Annotated in this window: 11 protein-coding genes; 6 read left to right on the forward strand and 5 right to left on the reverse strand. The window is 71.2% G+C overall.

Annotation, left to right across the window (positions count from 1 at the left end):
• The first annotated feature begins 232 nt into the window (after positions 1 to 232).
• On the forward strand, positions 233 to 1,120 hold the full coding sequence (gene xdhC / locus CON77_RS10260) for a xanthine dehydrogenase accessory protein XdhC (protein ID WP_101049057.1): 888 nt from the start codon (positions 233 to 235) through the stop codon (positions 1,118 to 1,120).
• 156 nt (positions 1,121 to 1,276) lie between these two features.
• Positions 1,277 to 2,473 carry a urate hydroxylase PuuD gene (locus CON77_RS10265; RefSeq protein ID WP_101049058.1) on the forward strand — a complete coding sequence of 399 codons (1,197 nt, stop codon included), beginning with the start codon at positions 1,277 to 1,279 and terminating at the stop codon, positions 2,471 to 2,473.
• An 86-nt stretch (positions 2,474 to 2,559) separates the two neighbouring features.
• On the opposite strand, the gene CON77_RS10270 is transcribed toward CON77_RS10265, so the two are convergent.
• Together CON77_RS10270 and CON77_RS10275 are read right to left on the reverse strand one after the other, a co-directional pair.
• Positions 2,560 to 4,020, reverse strand: a complete 1,461-nt coding sequence (locus tag CON77_RS10270) for an 8-oxoguanine deaminase (protein ID WP_101049059.1) — start codon at positions 4,018 to 4,020, stop codon at positions 2,560 to 2,562.
• A gap of 5 nt (positions 4,021 to 4,025) precedes the next feature.
• The gene (locus tag CON77_RS10275) at positions 4,026 to 5,726 is read right to left on the reverse strand and encodes a response regulator (RefSeq protein ID WP_198552337.1); all 1,701 of its coding nucleotides are present in this window, start codon (positions 5,724 to 5,726) and stop codon (positions 4,026 to 4,028) included.
• Positions 5,727 to 6,007: 281 nt separating this feature from the next.
• Here CON77_RS10275 and CON77_RS15180 point away from each other — a divergent pair, with 281 nt between their 5' ends.
• Genes CON77_RS15180 through CON77_RS10285 form a run of 3 tightly spaced genes read left to right on the forward strand, consistent with a single transcriptional unit; the run spans position 6,008 to position 11,440 of the window.
• Complete coding sequence (locus CON77_RS15180; RefSeq protein WP_157826910.1) at positions 6,008 to 7,219, forward strand: HD-GYP domain-containing protein; 1,212 nt, start codon at positions 6,008 to 6,010, stop codon at positions 7,217 to 7,219.
• Positions 7,220 to 7,238: 19 nt separating this feature from the next.
• Positions 7,239 to 10,301, forward strand: coding sequence for a PAS domain-containing protein (locus CON77_RS10280; RefSeq protein WP_157826911.1), 3,063 nt, complete (start codon positions 7,239 to 7,241; stop codon positions 10,299 to 10,301).
• A complete protein-coding gene (locus CON77_RS10285; RefSeq protein ID WP_101049062.1) occupies positions 10,298 to 11,440 on the forward strand; it encodes a response regulator in 1,143 nt (380 codons plus the stop codon). Before CON77_RS10280 ends, CON77_RS10285 begins: the two co-directional genes overlap by 4 nt.
• Positions 11,441 to 11,470: 30 nt before the next feature.
• Here CON77_RS10285 and CON77_RS10290 read toward each other — a convergent pair whose 3' ends face one another.
• The 3 genes from CON77_RS10290 to CON77_RS10300 are packed head-to-tail and all read right to left on the reverse strand — an operon-like array spanning position 11,471 to position 17,620.
• The gene (locus CON77_RS10290; RefSeq protein WP_101049063.1) at positions 11,471 to 14,380 is read right to left on the reverse strand and encodes a PAS domain-containing hybrid sensor histidine kinase/response regulator; all 2,910 of its coding nucleotides are present in this window, start codon (positions 14,378 to 14,380) and stop codon (positions 11,471 to 11,473) included.
• A complete protein-coding gene (locus tag CON77_RS10295) occupies positions 14,377 to 17,079 on the reverse strand; it encodes an ATP-binding protein (RefSeq protein ID WP_101049064.1) in 2,703 nt (900 codons plus the stop codon). The genes CON77_RS10290 and CON77_RS10295 overlap by 4 nt, the downstream gene beginning before the upstream one ends.
• Before the next feature lie 16 nt (positions 17,080 to 17,095).
• Positions 17,096 to 17,620 (reverse strand): dihydrofolate reductase, encoded by a 525-nt coding sequence (locus tag CON77_RS10300; RefSeq protein ID WP_101049065.1) that lies wholly within the window; start codon positions 17,618 to 17,620, stop codon positions 17,096 to 17,098.
• Positions 17,621 to 17,686: 66 nt separating this feature from the next.
• Between CON77_RS10300 and CON77_RS15575 the strand changes: the two genes are divergently transcribed.
• Positions 17,687 to 18,004: nitronate monooxygenase (locus tag CON77_RS15575; protein ID WP_232788491.1), on the forward strand; the 318-nt coding region annotated here is incomplete at its 3' end.

The following is an 18,004-nucleotide window of genomic DNA, read 5'->3' on the forward strand; positions in this document are numbered from 1 at the left end:
GGCCGGCACCTGCACCGCGGGCGGGGCCACCGTGACCGGGGCGGGTGGGGCCGGCGGTGGCGGGGTGGCGCAGCCGGCCAGCACCGCGAGCGCGGCCAGCGACAGGTGGGGCAGCAGCGCGCCCAGGCGGCGGGCGGGCACAGAGGGGGCGGTGAGCGGCATGGGGCGGGGCGTTGGGTCGGTATATCGGATGGCGCCTGCATTGTGCGGCAAGGCGGGCGATACTGCCAGCATGAACACGGTGCCGATCACGGGTGGTGACTTTTCTTGCGTTTTGACACGCCTGGCGCGCGAACCCGCGGTGTTGGTGCGGGTGGCGCGCACCCAGGGCTCGGTGCCGCGCGAAACCGGGGCCTGGATGGCGGTGTTCGCCCACGACACCGTGGGCACCGTCGGCGGGGGGCATCTGGAATGGACGGCCGAACGCCGGGCGCGCGAACTGCTGGGTCAACCGGGCGCACGGACCAGCACCCAGCGTGTGCCCCTGGGCCCCAGCTTGGGGCAGTGCTGCGGCGGCGTGGTGCACCTGGACTGGGAGCCGGTGAGCGCCGCCGACGTGCCGGCCCTGCGCCGGCGCTGGCTGGCCGAATGCACGCCCGTGGCCCTGTTCGGTGGCGGCCACGTCGGGCGGGCCCTGGTGCAGGCCCTGCTGCCGCTGCCCTTCGGCGTGCGCTGGGTGGACAGCCGCGACGGGGTGTTCCCAGCCGATCTGCCACCCCAGGTGCAGACCGAACACTCCGATCCCGTGCACCGCGCCGTGGCCGACCTGGCCCCTGGCAGCCGGGTGCTGGTGATGAGCTTCAGCCACGCCGAAGACCTGGACACCGTGGCGGCCTGCCTAGCGCGCCGGCGCGCGCGCGGGGACCTGCCCTTTGTCGGCCTGATCGGCAGCCGCAGCAAGTGGGCCACCTTCCGCCACCGCCTGGCCGAGCGTGGCTGGACGGCTGCGGAATTGGACGGCATCACCTGCCCCATCGGCGTGCCGGGCATCGTCGGCAAGGCGCCGGCGGTCATCGCCGCCAGCGTGGCCGCGCAACTGCTGGCCCTGCCCACGTCCGCGCCAGCGGGTCCGGTTGTTGCTTGCCCCCGCGCTGAAACGCCCAGTGGCATGCCAGCCTGAAACTGTATACACTTTGGCGTCCGTGGTCGCAGCGGCGCGGGCCTGTTGGGTGGCACTCCACCCGCGGGTCGGTCGCGGCCTATGGGGTTCACAGCGCCCGCAGTGGTGAACCCGTGCTTTCAAGCTGGCAGGCGTTCGACGCCCTGCCCCCGTGCCATGGAAACCTACCTGCTCGACTGGGCCAACCTTTTGCTGCGCTGGCTGCACGTGATCGTCGCCATCGCGTGGATCGGTTCGTCCTTCTATTTCGTTTTTCTGGACAGCAGCCTGACGCCGCCGCAAGACCCGGCCCTGCGGCGCGACGGCGTCAGCGGTGAACTGTGGGCGGTGCACGGGGGTGGCTTCTACCACCCGGTCAAGTTCAACGTCGCGCCGCCCAAGCTGCCCGAACACCTGCACTGGTTCTATTGGGAGAGCTATTCCACCTGGCTCAGCGGCTTTGCGCTGTTCCTGGTGTCCTACCTGTGGAGTCCGAGCGTCTACTTGATCGACCCGAAGGTGATGGACTGGGCCCCGGCCGCCGCCATCGCCGCGGCGCTGGGTTTTCTGGGGACGTTCTGGCTGCTGTACGACGCCATCTGCCGCACCCTGGGCCAAAGCCACCACGGCGACGCCAAGGTCGGTCTGGCGGTGCTGTTGCTGGTCTGCGTCGCGTCCTACGTGGCCACGCACCTGTTCGCCGGCCGGGCCGCCTTTTTGCTGATGGGGGCGATGCTGGCCACGGCCATGAGTGCCAATGTGTTGGTCTGGATCATCCCCGGCCAGCGCAAGGTGGTGGCGGCCCTGAAGGCCGGCCAAGCGGTGGACCCGGTCCACGGCCAGCGCGGCAAGCAGCGCAGCGTGCACAACACCTACTTCACGCTGCCGGTGCTGTTCGCCATGCTCAGCAACCACTACAGCTTCGCCTATGGCCACCCGCAGAACTGGCTGGTGCTGATCGCGATCATGTTCGCGGGCGCGGCCATCCGGCAGTTTTTCGTGCTGCGCCACGGCTTCAAGTTGGGCCGCAACGCCCACCCCTGGCCCTATGCCGCGGTGGGGGGGGGGGTCTTGCTCGGGCTGATCGTGGCCCTGCGGCCGGCCCCGGGCGCGCCGGTGCCCGCGCCGGTGGCGGCCGGTTATGCCGAGGTGCGTGCGGTGCTGGACCAGCGTTGCGTGATGTGCCACGGCGCGGCCCTTCAGTCCAAGAACGTGCGCCTGGACACGGCCGACGGCCTGCGCCAGCACGCCCAAGCCGTGCACCAGCAGGTGGCGGTGACGCGCCAGATGCCGCTGAACAACGCCAGCGGCATGACCGACGCCGAGCGCGCCCTGGTGGCACAGTGGTTCCGGAGCGGCGCCCCGCTGGAGTGAGGGGCGGCGTGGCGCACGCCAGGGGGCGCTGGGCCGTCGGGGCTTGGGGCCGGGAGGAAGGGGAGCGGTGACCGCGCCGTCGGCCTTCAGCCCGCCACCAGCTGTGCTGCCAGCCGGTGGTGCCGTTCCAGCAGCGGGCCCAGGTCCACGGTGGTGAGCTGGCCGTCGCGCACCACCACCCGGCCGTGGACCACGGTGTGGTCGGCCTGGGGGCTGGCGCACAGCAGCAGCGCGCCCACGGGGTCGTGCACCGCGCCGCCGGCCATGGCCAGGGTGTCGAGCCGGAACAGGGCCAGATCGGCACACTGGCCTGGGGCCAGGTGGCCGATGTCGCGCCGGCCCAGCACCTCGGCGCCGCCGCGGGTGGCCAGGCGCAGGGCGTCGCGCGCGGTCATTTCGGCCGGCCCGAGGTCGCAGCCGAAGAAGGTGCGGCTCTGGCCGTCGGCCCCGGTGCGGGTTTCGGGCGCTTGCAGGGCGCGGCCGACGCGGGCCAGCAGCAGGGCCTGGCGCGCCTCGTTCACCAGGTGCGCGGCGTCGTTGCTGGCGCTGCCGTCCACGCCCAGGCCCACGGGCACGCCGGCGTTGAGCATGCGCCGCACCGGCGCGATGCCGCTGGCCAGGCGCATGTTGCTGCACGGGCAGTGCGCCACGCCGGTGCGGGTGGCGGCGAACAGCGAGATGCCGGCGTCGTCCAGCTTGACGCAGTGGGCGTGCCAGACGTCGTCGCCCAGCCAGCCCAGTTCCTGTGCGTACTGGGTGGGCGTCATGCCGAAGGTGGCGCGGCTGTAGGCCAGGTCGTGGTCGTTTTCGGCCAGGTGGGTGTGCAGGCGCACGCCGCGTTCGCCAAAGCGGGGGCGGTAGGAGCGGGCCAGGGCGGCGCTTTCGCGCATCAGGTCGCGGCTGACCGAAAATGGCGAACACGGGGCCAGCGCGATCTGCAGCATGGCGCCGTGCGACGGGTCGTGCCAGGTCTCGATCAGGCGCTGGCTGTCGGCCAGGATGGCGTCTTCGCGTTCCACCAGCCGGTCGGGGGGCAGACCGCCGGCACTCTGGCCCACGCTCATGCTGCCGCGCGTGGCGATGAAGCGCATGCCGATGCGCTGCGCCGCTTCGATGCTGTCCTCCAGCCGCACGCCATTGGGGTAGAGGTAGAGGTGGTCGCTGCTGGTGGTGCATCCGCTGAGCAGCAGCTCAGCCATGGCCACCTGGGTCGAGACCTGGACCATCTCGGGCGTGAGCCCGGCCCACAGGGGGTAGAGCCCGCGCAGCCAGCCGAACAGCTCGGCGTCCTGCACGCCGGGCACGGCCCGGGTCAGGCTCTGGTACATGTGGTGGTGGGTGTTGACCAGGCCCGGCACCACCAGGTGCTGCGAGGCGTCGATGACCTCGTCGGGCGGGGCGTCTAGGCTGGCCAGCAGCGTGTCGGCCGGGCCGATGGCGGCGATCATTCCGCCGCGCACCAGCAGCGAGGCACTGCGCAACTCCTCGCCGGCGTCGTTCTGGGTGGCGAGGCAGCGGGCGTCGCGGATGAGCAGGGTGCGTGCCATGGGGATCAGTGCCCGTCGGCGGGGGCGGGGCGGTCCATGGGCCCGAGGTGGACACCGCCCGAGGGGCGCAGCCGCCGGTCGCCCAGGGCGGGCTTGTTGCGGGCGGTGCCGTAGTCGGCACGCAGCGCGGCGATGCGGGCGCTCCAGTCCTCGGCCTGGGGGATGCGGTCGCGGTAGCGTTGCAACACCAGCCAGGCGGATTCGACCGCCCGGGCGTTGCGGGTGTTCTGGGCGGTCTGAAACAGGTCTTTCAGGGCCGCTTCGGCGTCGCCGGTGCCCGCCGAGCGCACCGCCCGTTCGATGAGCTGCACCATCTCGTCCTGGCTGGCGCGCAGCTTGTCGGCGTAGGCGGGGTGTGCGCTGGCGGCGCTGGCCAGCAGGTCGCCCATGGCCTTGGTGGTGGCGAAACGCCGCCCGAGCTGTTCCACCACGGCCTGGTCGTGGCCCACCACCAGGCCGCGGCGTTGCACCAGCGACAGCAGGGTCAGGAGGTTGCAGGCGCTTTCCATGTCGAAGTCGGGCCCGGCACTGTGCTGGCACAGCAGCGTGGCCAGGGTGGTGGCTTTTTCCTGGTGGCCTTGCTGCAGCAGCGACAGCACGGAAACGGTGTCGACGAAGCGCTGCAGGCGCGGGTCGTGCGGGGTCTGGCGCAGGCGTTTGCGCAATTCGCCCAGGTGGCGTTCGACCTGGGCCGGCTGCGCGTGTTCGAAGGCCGACAGCGCCAGCAGGACCAGGCACTCGCTGTCGAACATCTTGGAGTCCAGGCCCAGGTAGGTGGAGCGTTCCAGCAGTTCGCGCGCCTTGTCGCGGTTGCCGCAGAAGTAGGCGAGCATGCCCAGGCGCTGCTGGCGGCCGATGGCCATGGGCGTGAGGGTCACCGCCTTTTCCAGGTTGTCCAGCGCCGCCTGGAAGTAGCCCAGCTCGGTCTGCACCCGGCCCAGCACGTCGTAGGCGTCGGCGTAGTCGGGTTCGGCCTCGATCAGCGTGCTCAGCGTGTCCTGGGCCTTGTGGGGTGAGCCGCCGTCGAGCTGGGCGCGCGCCACGCCCAGCAGGGCCCAGGGGCGCGGCTCGGCGTCCCAGATGTCGCGGAAGAGCTGTTCGGCCGCTTCGAAGCGCTCCTGCCGCAGCAGGATCTCGGCCCCCAGCCGGGCCGCCTGCAGCCACTGCGGGCCGCGCTGCGCAAAGCGTTCCAGGGACATGGCCACCGCGTCGTCGGGGCGTTCGGTTTCCAGGGCGCGGTAAATGTCGTACAGCGCCGATTTGCGCTGGCGCGCCTGCTCGATGCGGTCGTACAGGCTGCCGGCCGAGTAGGGCCGCACGATGTAGCTGTCCACCGACGACTCGGCCGCTTCGGCCACCTTCATGTAGGTGGCCTCGGTGGTCAGCAGCACGAACACGGTGGCGTAGGGCAGCAGGCCGCTGCGGCGCAGGTCGTCCAGCAGTTCCTGGCCGCTGCCGCCCTCTTTGGGGAAGTCGTCACCGCAGACCACCACATCGAACTGGTGACGTTCCAGCTCGCGCCGCGCTTCGGCGATGCGGCTGGCTTGGCTCACCGAGGTCAGGCCCATGGTGCGCAGCTGGCCGGCCAGCGTCATGCGGGTGGTGGGGTTGCCGTCCACCACCAGGGCGGCGGCCTTGCGCAGGTCGCTGGACAGGCCGGGCGGGCCGGCGTGGGCGGGTCGGGTAGGGGTCGGGGCTGTGGCCACGGGGGTCCTCGGAGTCGGGGTGGGGCGGGCACGCCGCGCTGGTCCCACCGTTGTTGCACACACTATATCGCCGCGACCCGGGGGTGTGCGAAGCCTGTCCCGCAAGCGACCGGTCTTCTTGCGGTGCATCAAAGAAAATGAAATTCAAATACGCTATATTGACATTAATAAAATTAAATAAAAGATACTTGTGATGCATTGGACGGTGTCATGCACCCATCACTTAAAATGAATCCATACACTGGGGCCGGTTTGCGGCCCAGGGGTTAAGGGGCGCGCCTGTGGCCGAGCGTTACCTGCCCCTGTCGCTGACGGTGTTCCGCGTGGACCGGCCGACGCCGGTGGACGTGTGGAGCGACCAGGGCCTGCTGTTGCTGGCCCATGGGCATCGGGTGGCTTCGCCGGAGCAGCTGCGGCGCCTGGTGGCGCACCGGCCCATGGTCAAGCAGAGCGACTACCTGGTGCTGCAGGCCCAGGGCCTGGCCGGTGCCTTGCTGCGCCCCGGCGTCAGCGTGACGGCCGGGGCCCTGACGGCGCCACCGGCGCGCGCCGCGGCCCGTGCCCGGGGCGACTGGGCCGAGCCCGCGCTGGCCTGGCCGCGCCTGCACACCCGCTTGGCCGCCTGCTGGCACGACCCCTTGCCCAAGGCGCCGGCCCCCCCGTTTGCCGAACGCCTGCTGGAGCTGGCCGGGCACCTGGCCGACTTGGCCGACGAGCACCCCGACGACAGCCTGTTCATGTTGCTGCAGATGCTGGCCGACCCGACCCTGGGCTACAGCGCTACGCACGCTTGGCTGGTGGCCCTGATCTGCCACCTGACCGCCGCCGAGGCCGGCGTGTCAGCGGCCGAGCGCCAGAGCCTGTGCGCCGCCGCCCTGACCATGAACGTGGGCATGTCGCGCCTGCACGACGCGCTGGCTCGGCAGAAGTCGGCGCTGAGCCCTGTGCAGCGCGCCGAGATTCTGGCCCACCCCCAGGCCGGCGCCCAGTGCCTGGCCGAGTGGGGCGTGGCCGACTCACTGTGGCTGCAGTTGGTGCGCGAACACCACGAAAGCCCGGACGGTCAGGGCTACCCCGGCGGCCTGACCCGGCTGGGCACCGCCCAGCGCCTGCTGCACCTGGCCGACCTGTACGTGGCCCGCATCAGCCCGCGCGCCAACCGCAGCGGCCTGTCGCCCCTGACCGCCGTGCGCAACCTGTACCTGGAACACCCCGACGACCACCTGCTGCCCGAATTGCTGGCGCGCCACCTGGGCCTGTACCCGCCGGGCAGCTATGTGCGCCTGCGCAGCGGCGAAACCGCGGTCGTGGTGCGGCGCGGGCGGCGGGCCAACGAGCCGGTGGTGCTGGCCATCGTCAACGCCCAGGGCTGGCCGATCGCGGTGCCCGCCACCCGCGACACCCGCCAGCCGGCTCACGCGGTGCACGCCAGCGTGCTGGCCGAAGAGGTCCGGGTCCGCCTGGACCCTGTCAAAATCCTGCAGCGCACATGACACAGCAAGGGCCACGCACATGACCGGCATCCGATGGGACACCCACAGCGACACCTTGCACGTGGACCTGGGCGGCCGCGCCAGCGATCACTCTGTCGAGGTCCGACCTGGGGTCTGGTTGCACCACGACGCCGCCCAGCGCCTGGTGGGGGTGGAGGTTCGCGAGGCCACGCGCCGCGTCACGGCCGAGGCCCGGCCCCGCACCGCCGCCCCCGACGGTTTCAGCGACTCGCAGTTCCTGGCCTGCGATGCGCAGGAACTGGCCGCTTCGGTGGACAAGGCGCGCGACAGCGAGCGGCTGCTGCGCTCGGTTATCGACGAGACGCCGTACCCCATCCTGCTCAAGGACGAGCACGCCAACTTCCTGCTGGCCAACCGCGCGCTGGCCCGGCTCTACAACACCACGCCCGAGCGCATGGTGGGGCGGGACGACGGCGCTTTTGGCGTGCCGCCCGAGATGGCCGCCGGCTACCGCGCCAACTGCCTGGGCATCATGGCGCGCGGCGAGACCGAGGTGGTGCTGGAAGACAGCCGCGACGCGGCCACCGGCGAGATCCGCCACTACAAATCCATCAAGAAACCGATCCGCGACGCCGCCGGGCGGCCCCAGCTGCTGGTGATCGCGCAGGACATCACCGACATCGTGCGCAGCCAGGCCCAGGTGGCCGAGAGCGAGCGCCGGCTGCAGGAGGTGCTGCGCCTGACCGGCGAGGGCATCTGGGACTGGGACGTGCCCAGCGGCCGGGTGGTGCACAACGCCCAGTGGTACGCCATGCTGGGCCTGGCCGATGGCGCGGTGCCGGGCACGGTGGACGCCTTTGCCGAACTCATCTACCCCGACGACAAGCCGCTGGTGATGCAGCGGCTGCAGGCCCTGCTCGACGGCAGCACCGAGGTCTACCTGTCCGAACACCGGCTGCAGACGCCGGCCGGGGTGATCTGGGTCAAGGACCGCGGCGGCGTGGCCAGCCGCGACGCCCAGGGCCGGCCGCTGCGGGTGCTGGGCAGCATCGCCAACATCAGCGACCAGAAGCGCCAGGAGGCCCTGGTGGTGGAGCAGCGCCGCCGCCTGGACGAGGTGGTGGAGGCGACCAACATCGGCCTGTTCGAATGGCACGTGCCCACCGGGGCACAGACCGTGGACGAGCGCTGGGCCGCGCTGGTGGGCCAGACGCTGGAGGCGCTGGCCCCAGTCACGCTCGACACCTGGACCCGGCTGGTGCACCCGGACGACCTGGCCGCGTCCACCGCGCTGATGCAGCAGCACCTGGCCGGCGAGACCCCGCTGTTCGAGTGCGAGGTGCGCCTGCGCCACCGCGACGGGCACTGGGTCTGGGTGCTGGCGCGCGGCAAGGTGACGCAGCGCGACACCCAGGGCCGCCCGCTGGTGGTGTCGGGCACGCTCCAGGACATCACCCGCCGCCAGCTGGCCGAAGAACGGGTGCGCCAGAGCGAGGAGCTGCTGCGCTCGGCCATCGGCACCATCGACGAGGCGCTGGTCATCTTCGACCCGGACGACCGGCTGATCTATTGCAACGAGCGCTACCGCGACACCTACCCGCTGATCCGCGACCTCATCACACCCGGCCAGACCTTTGAGACCATCGTGCGCACCTGGAAGGTCCGCGGCGGCGGCGAGCCGCCGCCCGAGGGCATCGACGCCTGGGTGGTGCGCCGCTTGCAGGCGCACCGCGAGGGCGGGCTGTTCGTGCAGCAGGTCGAAGGCGGGCGCTACATGCGGGTGCTGGAGCGGCGCACCCCGAACGGCTACACCGTGGGCTTCCGGGTGGACATCACCGACCTGATCGTGGCGCGCCAGCAGGCCGAGGCCGCCAACGTCGCCAAGAGCCGCTTCCTGGCCACCATGAGCCACGAGCTGCGCACCCCGATGAACGGCATCCTGGGCATGGCCCAGCTGCTCCTGCAACCGCAGCTGTCGGCGGCCGACCGCGAGGCCTTCACCCACACCATCCTCAGCTCCGGCCAGGCGCTGCTTGGGTTGCTCAACGACATCCTCGACCTGTCCAAGGTCGAGTCCGGCAAGATGGACTTGGAGCACCAGGCCTTTGCGCCGGCCGCGCTGCTGGCCGACACCGCCGCCCTCTATGGCGAGGCGGCGCGGCTCAAGGGCCTGGACCTGAGCGCCCAGTGGAGCGGCCCGGCCGGGGCGCGTTACCTGGGCGATGCGGCGCGGCTGCGCCAGATGCTCAACAACCTGGTCAGCAACGCCCTCAAGTTCACGCCCCAAGGCCGGGTGTGCCTGGAGGCCCGACCGCTGGGTGCCGGGGTGGAGTTCGCGGTGGTGGACACCGGCATCGGCATCGCCCCCGACAAGCAGGCCTTGCTGTTCCAGCCGTTTTCGCAGGTGGACGCGTCCACCACCCGCGAGTACGGTGGCACCGGGCTGGGCCTGTCCATCGTGCGCAGCCTGAGCCACCTGATGGGTGGCGAGGCCGGGGTGGACAGCACCCCCGGGCAGGGCTCGCGCTTCTGGTTCCGGGTACCGCTGTGCGCCGCGCCCGCCGCGGGCCTCGACCCGGCTGCCGGGGCCGAGTCGGTCCGGCCGGATCCGGCGGCGTTGCACGCGCCCGATCCGTTCGGCGCTGACCCTGCCCCTACCCCGGCGGGCCGCGCCGAGCCGCCCGCCTGGCCGGGTCAGGTGCTGGTGGTGGAAGACCACCCGATGAACCGGATGGTCATCGTCCACATGCTGCAGCGCCTGGGGCTGGCCCACACCGTGGTGGAGGACGGGCAGCAGGGCGTGGACGCGGTCTGCGGCGGCCTGCGCCCGGCCCTGGTGCTGATGGACGTGGAGATGCCGGTGCTCGACGGCATCGCCGCCACCGCCCGCATCCGCGCCTGGGAGCGCGAGCAGGGGCTGGCGCCCACGCCCATCGTGGCGCTCACCGCCAACGCCTTCGACGCCGACCGCCAGCAGGCCCTGGCCGCCGGCATGGACGACTTCGTGCCCAAACCCATCCACTTGCCCACTTTGCGCCAGGTGCTGTTGCGCTGGCTGCCCCCGGCCCGGCCGGCCACCCCTGCCACCACGCCGCCCGACGCGGCCCCCGCTGCCCCATGACGACTGACGCTCCCCCAGACCGCCCCACCGTGCTGGTGGTGGACGACACCCCGGCCAACCAGCTGCTGCTGCGGCACGCCCTGGAACAGCACTACCGGGTTGAGCTGGCCGACAGTGGCGAGGCCGCGCTGGCACGGGTGCGCAGCGGAGCGCTGCCTGACATCGTGCTGCTCGACGTCGTCATGCCCGGGCTGGACGGCTACGAGGTCTGCCGTCTGCTGAAGCAGGACCCGCTCACGGCCCGCATCCCCGTCGTTTTCCTCACCGCCCGCGGCGACAGCCGCGACGAGATCCAGGGCTTTGCCTGCGGGGCGGTGGACTACATCGTCAAGCCGGCACCGTCGGCGCTGGTGCGGGCTCGGGTCCACAACCACCTGGAACTCAAACGCACCCAGGACCGGCTGGCCAGTGCCAACCGCGCCCTGCAAGGCCAGGTGGCGGCGCTGGAGGTGGGCATGGGCGCGCTGGCGGCCATGGGCGACGCCCTGGGCAAGCTCGGGGCGCAGCACACCCGCCGGGTGCAGCACTACGTGGACTGCCTGGCCGGCCAGCTGGCGGGCCAGCCCGGCCATGAGGCCTGGGCCGACCCGGAAGGGCGCCAGCGCCTGGTCAGCGCGGCCGCGCTGTACGACCTGGGCAAGATTGGCATCCCCGAAGCCATCCTGTGCAAGCCGGGTGGCCTGACGCCGCAGGAGCGCGAGCGCGTCCAGACCCACGCCGAACTCGGCGGGCAGGCGCTGCAGAGCGTGATCAGTGCGGCCGAAGCCCAGCTGGGCGTGTCGCTGGCGCAGGACCCGGCCGACAGCGATGCCGGCGCCGGGCCGTTGGGCTTTCTGGCGCTGGCGCGCGACCTGGCCCTGAGCCACCACGAACATTGGGACGGGAGCGGCTACCCGCTGGGCCTGCAGGCCGGGCAGATTCCGGCCGGCGCGCGCCTGCTGGCCGTGGCCGATGTGTACGACGCCCTGCGCTCGCGCCGGCCGCACAAGGCGCCCTGGGCCCGGACCACCGTGTGCGATTACCTGTTGGCCGGGCGCGGCCGCCAGTTCGCGCCCGAGGTGATCGACGCCTGGCAGGTGGTCGAGCCGCAGTGGGACGCGATCTGGCTGCGCCACAGCGAGCCCGGCGAGCGGACCTGAGGCGGCGCCCGCGGGACGCAGCAGTCGGCTTCAGTCTGGGTGGGTGCCTGGGGCGGCTTGGGCCACAGGCTCCAGCAGGTGGTCCACCTGGCGCAGGAAGTCATGGATGTCGAAGGGTTTGGTCAGGTAGGTGGCGAAACCGGCCTTTTTGCCGCGTTCGATGTCGCGCGGCATGGCGTTGGCGGTGATGGCCACGACCACCGTCTGCTGCAGCGCGGGCTGGGCGCGCAGGGCTTCGAGCACCTGGTAGCCGTCCATGTCGGGCATGTTGATGTCGAGCAGGATCAACTGCGGTCGGTGGCGCAGGGCCAGCTCCAGCCCTTCCCGCGACTTGACCGCGGTGATCAGTTCGATGTGCGGCCGCATGGCCAGGATGCGCTGGATCAGCTTGAGGTTGGCCGGGTTGTCGTCCACGCACAGCACCTGCTGGCGCTCGGGCGTGGTGGGAAGGGGCTGGGCTTCTTCGGGGGGCATGGGGGTCTCCGTTTCCAAGGGGGCGGCCGCAGGCAGGGTGAACCAGAACACCGTGCCCTCCCCGGGCCGGCTGTGGAAGCCGATCTGGCCGCCCATGCGTTCGAGCAGGCCGCGGGTGATGGTCAGGCCGATGCCGGTGCCTTCGATCTGGCCGGCGCGCTGTCCGTCGCGGGTGAAGGGCTGGAAGACGCGCGGCTGCAAGGCCGGCGGGATGCCCAGCCCGGTGTCTTCTACCGAGACGCGGACCCGATCGCCTTCGCGCTGGGCCGATAGCTGGACCCGCCCGCCTGGCCGGTTGTACTTGATGGCGTTGGACAGGAGGTTGACCAGCACCTGCTTGAGGCGGGTCTGGTCGGCGCGCACGTGCAGGTGGGCCGGCCACTGGGTGGATACATCGACTGGCTGGGCATCGGCCAGGGGTTGCAGCAGCAGGCGGCAGGCCTCGCCCAGGGCGGCCACGTCCACCGGCTCCAGCGACAGTTCGAGGTGCCCGGCCTCGATCCGGCTCAGGTCCAGCACCTCGTTGATCAGGTGGAGCAGGTGTTTGCCGGCCTGGCCGATTTCCTCGACCGCTTCGCTCTGCTCGCCGCTGAGGGCCGGGTCGATGTCCAGCATCTGGGCGAAGCCCAGGATGGCGTTGAGTGGCGTGCGCAGCTCGTGGCTCATGCTCGACAGGAACTGGCTCTTGGCCGAGTTGGCCTGCTCGGCCTGCTCGCGCGCCAGCACCAGGTCGCTGATGTCCTTGTGGGTGCCGAACATGTGGGTCGGGCGGCCCTTGTCGTCGCGCGCCGCGACCACGCCGCTGGCCTGGATCCAGACCCAGTGGCCGTCGCGGTGCTGCAGCCGAAAGCGCGAATCGTAGTGCGCTTCCTGGAGGTTGAAGTGGTTGCTCAGGCGCTGCACCGCGGCGGCCACGTCGTCGGGGTGCAGCAGACTCACCCAGCGTTCGTGCGTGAGTTCGCCGAAGCTCTCCAGGGTGTGGCCGAGCATGGCCACCCATTCGTCGTTGATGCGCACTTCGCCGGTGGTCACGTCCCATTCCCACAGGCCGGCGTGCATGCTGCGCACGATGTTGTCCAGCCGCAGCCGTTCGCGTTCCAGGGCCTGTTCGCGCCGTTTGCGGTGGGTGATGTCCTGGGTGATGCCGTGGATGCGCTGGCACACGCCGTCCTGCATTTCGGCATGGGCCACCACGCGCAGGGTCCGCTGTTCGCCGGAGGGCAGGGCGAAATCGAATTCCAGGTCGGCCGGAATGCCCTCCTGGCGCGTCAGGCGCAAGGCACGCTGCAGCTGTTCGCGCTGCAGGGTCGAGCTGATGCTGGGTTCGAATTCTTCCAGGAAGCTGGGCATGCGGTGGCGCTGCGCCGGGTGGTGCTCGTCCCGGTAGAGCCAGTGGATCTGGCCCGTGAAGGGGTCCATGTCCCAGGCCTCGATGCGCGCGGCGCTGTTGCTGATTTCCAGGCGCAGTCGGCTGCGTTCCAGGTTCTGCGTGCGGCCGACCAGCCACCACATCATCAGGCCGAGGAAGATCAGCACTGGCAGCACCATGGGCACCAGCACGCCGATGAAGCCGCGCCGGATCTGGGGCACCAGGCCAGGGTCTACCCGGGTGACCAGTTGCAGGGTCACGTCGCCCGCCACCGCCAGGCCCGGGGGGGCCAGCAGCGGGGTGCTCAGGGTGTGCCAGGTCCACAGGCCGTGTCCGGAGTTGTGGCGGCCCTCGACCCGCTCGCCGATGGCGGGCCACAGGCCGGGGTCGGTGGCATCGATGTGCGCGCCCGCGGCCGCACCGCCCCCGATGGGGCGGCCCGCCCCATCCAGCAGCCAGGTTTGCGTCTGGAAGGCGCTCTCCAGGGGGAGTTTGTCGATCACATCGGGCAGGTGCACGGTGAACACCAGCAGCCCGGTGGCCCGTTCCTGCGCGTCGCGCAGGACGGTGACGAGCTGCAGGCTGTCCCTGGGGCCCGGGGCGCTTGGGGTGGCCATGTGCAGCAGCACCGTCCGGTCGGGCAGGGACAGGGCTTCGGCCCGCCACTCATCCGGCAGGGGCGGGGGGGTGGTGAGGGGATGGTCACGCAGCACCTCCAGCACGGGGCGGCCTTCCAGGTCCAGCCATTGCACGGCGGCCAGGGCCGGTGCCTCGCGCACCAGGCTGCGCAAAGCGCTGTCCCAGAAAGCGCGGACCTGCGGGGGCGCGGTGCTGGGAGCGGTTTGCAACAGTCCCGCCAGGCGGCGCAGGTCCAGCAGGTGGCGTTGCGCGGTCAGCTGGACCTGGTTGGCGAGCCCACGGCCCCAGATGGTTTGCAGAGCCTCCATGCGGCCCGCGCTCTGCAGGGTCAGCAGCTGGGCAGTCGCGTAGCTCAGCAGCACCAGCACCAGCACCACGGGGGTGAACAGCCACCAGAAGGCGTGGGGGTGCAACTGCAGCCGCCGCAGCCACAGGCGGGGGTGGGCGGTGCTGCTCATGCGGGGAGGGATGCCGGGGTGTGCGTGAGTGCCGCTTCGCCAGCCGCCGACGGGCCCTGGGCGTCCAAGGAGGCCCGTGGCAGGTCGATCCAGAAGGTGCTGCCGGCGTCGACGGTGCTGCGCACGCCGATGGTGCCGCCCATCATTTCGACCAGGCGGCGGGTGATGGACAGGCCGATGCCGGTGCCCTCGATGGTCCCGCCCTCGGTGTCGAGGCGGTTGAAGGGTTTGAACAGTTCGCCCATGCGCTCCGGGGGAATGCCCCGGCCGGTGTCGCTCACCTCCAGCCGCAGCCGCCCCGGGTCGTGCGCGGACAGCTCGATGCGGACCTGTCCGCCGGGTCGGTTGTACTTGACGGCATTCGTCAGCAGGTTGAGGAGCACCTGACGCAGGCGCAGCGCATCGGCCCAGAGCACGGCGTCGGTCTGTTCGGGGACCTGCAGCGCAATGCCGTGTTCGGCGGCCATGCCCTGCACCAACTGCTCGCATTCGCGCAGGGTGTCGGCCAGGGGCACCGGCTGCAGCGCGATCTCCAGTTTGCCGGCGTTGATCTTGGCCAGGTCCAGCACATCGTTGATCAGGTCGAGCAGGTGGCGCCCGGCCTTGAGGATTTCGGCGACGTTGTCCTGCTGCAGCGGGTCGAGTCCGGGGTCGAACTGCAGCATCTGGCCGAAACCCAGGATGGCGTTCATCGGCGTGCGCAGCTCGTGGCTCATGGTGGCGAGGAACAGGTCTTTGCTGCGCGAGGCCGATTCGGCCGCCTCCCGGGCCTGGGCCAGGTCGAGTTCGCGGCGTTTGCGCGAATCGACGTCCTGCACCGTGCCGTACAGGCGCTCGCAGCGCTGGCCCTGCCATTCGGCGTGGCCGATGACGCGCACCCAGCGCTGGCCGCCCGACTGCAGCGCGATCGGCAGCTCCAGGTCCCAGCTGTCGCCGTGGGTGAGTGCCCGGTCGATGGCGCGGCGCAGCGGGGCCGGGGTGTTGACGTGGCCCAGCATCTCGTGGAGCGTCATCGCCGTGTGGGGCGGCAGGTCGAAAATCTCGCAGGTCATGGGCGAGCAGTGGGCCTGCTCCTTGTCCACCTCCATGTCCCAGGTGCCGATGCGGGCCGCCAGGTTCGACGTCTCCAGCGCCTGCTGGGTGTTGCGCAGCAGTTTTTCGTTGGCCTTGCGCGCGCTGATGTCCCAGCCCATGCAGACGATGCGGCGGATTTCGCCGTCTTCGTCGTGCACCGGGGCGAAGGTGCTGTCCAACCAGTACAGCTGCCCGTCGCGGGCACGGTTGCAGATTTCCCCGCGCCAGGGGCGCCCGGCGCGCATGTGTTCCCACATGCCGTCCCAGAAGGCACGCGGGTGCAGGCCCGAGCGCAGCAGGTGGTGGTCCTGGCCGACGAGTTCGGCCGACCGGTAGCCGCTGACCGCCTCGAACGCCGCATTCACCTGGGTGATGGTGCCGGAACGGTCGGTTTCGGAGTAGATGCTGTGTTCCGTCATGGCGCGCATGAAGGACTGCAATTCGGCGCGCAGCCGCCGTTTGCGCAGCAGCGTCTGTTTTTCGGCAGAGATGTCGGTGATCAGGCCGACGTAGACGTCGTAGGGGGCGAGGTGGGCTTGTCCCACCGACAGGCGCACGGCCAGGCGTTCCCCGTCCGCGTGCAGCAGCATCAGGTCGTGCACGCCGGGTCGGATGAAGTCCCGCGGGTCGTCGCTGATGGGGGGCAGCGGGGTGCCCAGCGGCTGGAGCACCAGATCAGGGGGGGCAAGAAATTCGTACAGCCGGCGGTCGGCCAGCGCGGCCGCGTCCAGGCCCAGCATCTGCCGGGCCCGCACATTGGTCGACAGGAGCCGGCCCCAGTGGTCAAAGGTCACCAGACCGTCCAGCGCGTTGTCCAGGATGGCGGTGAAACGGTGCTCCTTTTCCGACAGCAATTGCACGCTCTGTCGGTAGGCCAGCAGGTTGTTGACGCCGCCCGCGAGCAGCAGGACCAGCAGGAACACCAGCACGGTCTGGGTCAGCCGGGTCGGGTCGTCGGCGCCCGTGCCGAAGGCCTGCCCGTTCAGGGGGGCCATGCCGGTCATGGACAGGTAGTGTCCCAGGGTCAGGCCCAGCCCCGCCACCAAACCGGCCACGATGGCGCGCTCCAGTGGCCCGGCGGGCCAGGCGTCGGGTCGGCGTGGGCCAAAACGCAGGTGGAATCCGGCCGCAAAACCCAGCGTCAGGCACACGGGCGCCAGCAGGTGCCAGTGGCCGTGTCCGTCCAGGTGGGCGCCCAGTGTGGCGTGGGCGCCCAGGTGGCTCAGCTCCATGCCGACGCTGACGATGGCGCCGGCCGCCAGGCAGTGCCAGCCGCGCACCTGCCCGGGCCGCAGCAACAGCGACAGGCCGAGCCAGGCGGCCCCCGCGGCGGGCAGCGCGCTGAGGAACAGCCACTGGTCTTGCGCGGGCAGGGTGGGGCCTTGCAGTTGCAGGGCCAAACTGCTGAGCAGTTGCACCGCCCACACCCCCGTGCCCAGGGTGACGGCCGCGCTGGCATGCGCCAACCGCCGTTGCTGGACGGTGGAGGCCTTGCGCGCCAGCGCCGCGATCTGCATCACCAGGCCGCAGGCGCTCATGGCCGCGAGCAGGGACAGGGTCACCAGCCAGCCATCGGGGGCGGGGCCGGGGTAGAACTGTTGCAGCCAGTCGGGGCTTGGGCGCATCGGGCGTCGGTGGCGGTCAGGGGGTGCGTGGGTCGGTGCGTTCGTAGGTCACGAAAGCAAAGTCCAGGCCTTGGGCCGAGCGGTGGGCCTCCCGTGCGGTTTCGGTCCAATCGGCGGCCAGCACCGGGGCATGGGCGTCGCCGTCAAAGTCGTGGGCGATTTCGGTCACCAGGGCGCGCTGGGCCAGGGCTTCGGCCTGGGCGTACACCTGGGCGCCGCCCATGACCCAGACTTCGGCTGGCGCGGGGCTGAGGCCGCGGCACAGGGCCAGGGCCGCGTCCAGGCCATCCACCGGGGTGGCGCCTTCGGCACGCAGCGCGGCGGCACGGGCGACGTCGCGCGTCAGCACCAGGTTCAGGCGCCCGGGCAGTGGGCGGAAGCGCGGCGGCAGCGATGCCCAGGTGGCCCGACCCATGATGACCGGACAGCCCTGGGTCTGGCGCTTGAAGTGGGCCAGGTCTTCTGGCAGGTGCCAGGGCATGGCGTTGTCCCGGCCAATGACGCCGTTGGCCGCACGGGCGTAAATGAGGTTGATGCGCATGGCGCGCCAGCATAGCAGCCTGCTATGGCGCCATGTCCGCGCCCGGTGCTTGTGCACAATGGCGGCATGACTTCTTGTGCCAATGCCTTCACCGAGCGCCTGGGCCTGCGCCTGCCCATGGTGCAAGCCCCCATGGCCGGCTCGCAGGGCAGCGCCCTGGCCCTGGCCGTGACCCAGGCGGGCGGGCTGGGCTCCCTGCCCGCCGCCACCCTGAGCCTGGAGGCCTTGCACGCCGAGCTGCAACGGCTGCAGGCCCAGGCCACGGGGCCGTACAACGTCAACTTTTTCTGTCACCGGCCGCCGGTGCACGACCCGGCGCGCGAGGCCGCCTGGCACCAGGCGCTGGCCCCGCTCTGTGCCGAGGCCGGCCTGCCGCCGCCCAGC

The sequence above is a fragment of the Macromonas nakdongensis genome (genome assembly GCF_002837145.1).
Taxonomy (GTDB): Bacteria; Pseudomonadota; Gammaproteobacteria; order Burkholderiales; family Burkholderiaceae_C; genus Macromonas_B; species Macromonas_B nakdongensis.

Bases quoted from the DNA above. Each gene is read 5' to 3' on its own strand.
- xdhC (WP_101049057.1), top strand. From the start codon at position 233: ATGAACACGGTGCCGATCACGGGTGGTGACTTTTCTTGCGTTTTGACA.
- CON77_RS10265 (WP_101049058.1), top strand. From the start codon at position 1,277: ATGGAAACCTACCTGCTCGACTGGGCCAACCTTTTGCTGCGCTGGCTG.
- CON77_RS10270 (WP_101049059.1), bottom strand. From the start codon at position 4,020: ATGGCACGCACCCTGCTCATCCGCGACGCCCGCTGCCTCGCCACCCAG.
- CON77_RS10280 (WP_157826911.1), top strand. From the start codon at position 7,239: ATGACCGGCATCCGATGGGACACCCACAGCGACACCTTGCACGTGGAC.
- CON77_RS10285 (WP_101049062.1), top strand. From the start codon at position 10,298: ATGACGACTGACGCTCCCCCAGACCGCCCCACCGTGCTGGTGGTGGAC.
- CON77_RS10290 (WP_101049063.1), bottom strand. From the start codon at position 14,380: ATGAGCAGCACCGCCCACCCCCGCCTGTGGCTGCGGCGGCTGCAGTTG.
- CON77_RS10295 (WP_101049064.1), bottom strand. From the start codon at position 17,079: ATGCGCCCAAGCCCCGACTGGCTGCAACAGTTCTACCCCGGCCCCGCC.
- CON77_RS10300 (WP_101049065.1), bottom strand. From the start codon at position 17,620: ATGCGCATCAACCTCATTTACGCCCGTGCGGCCAACGGCGTCATTGGC.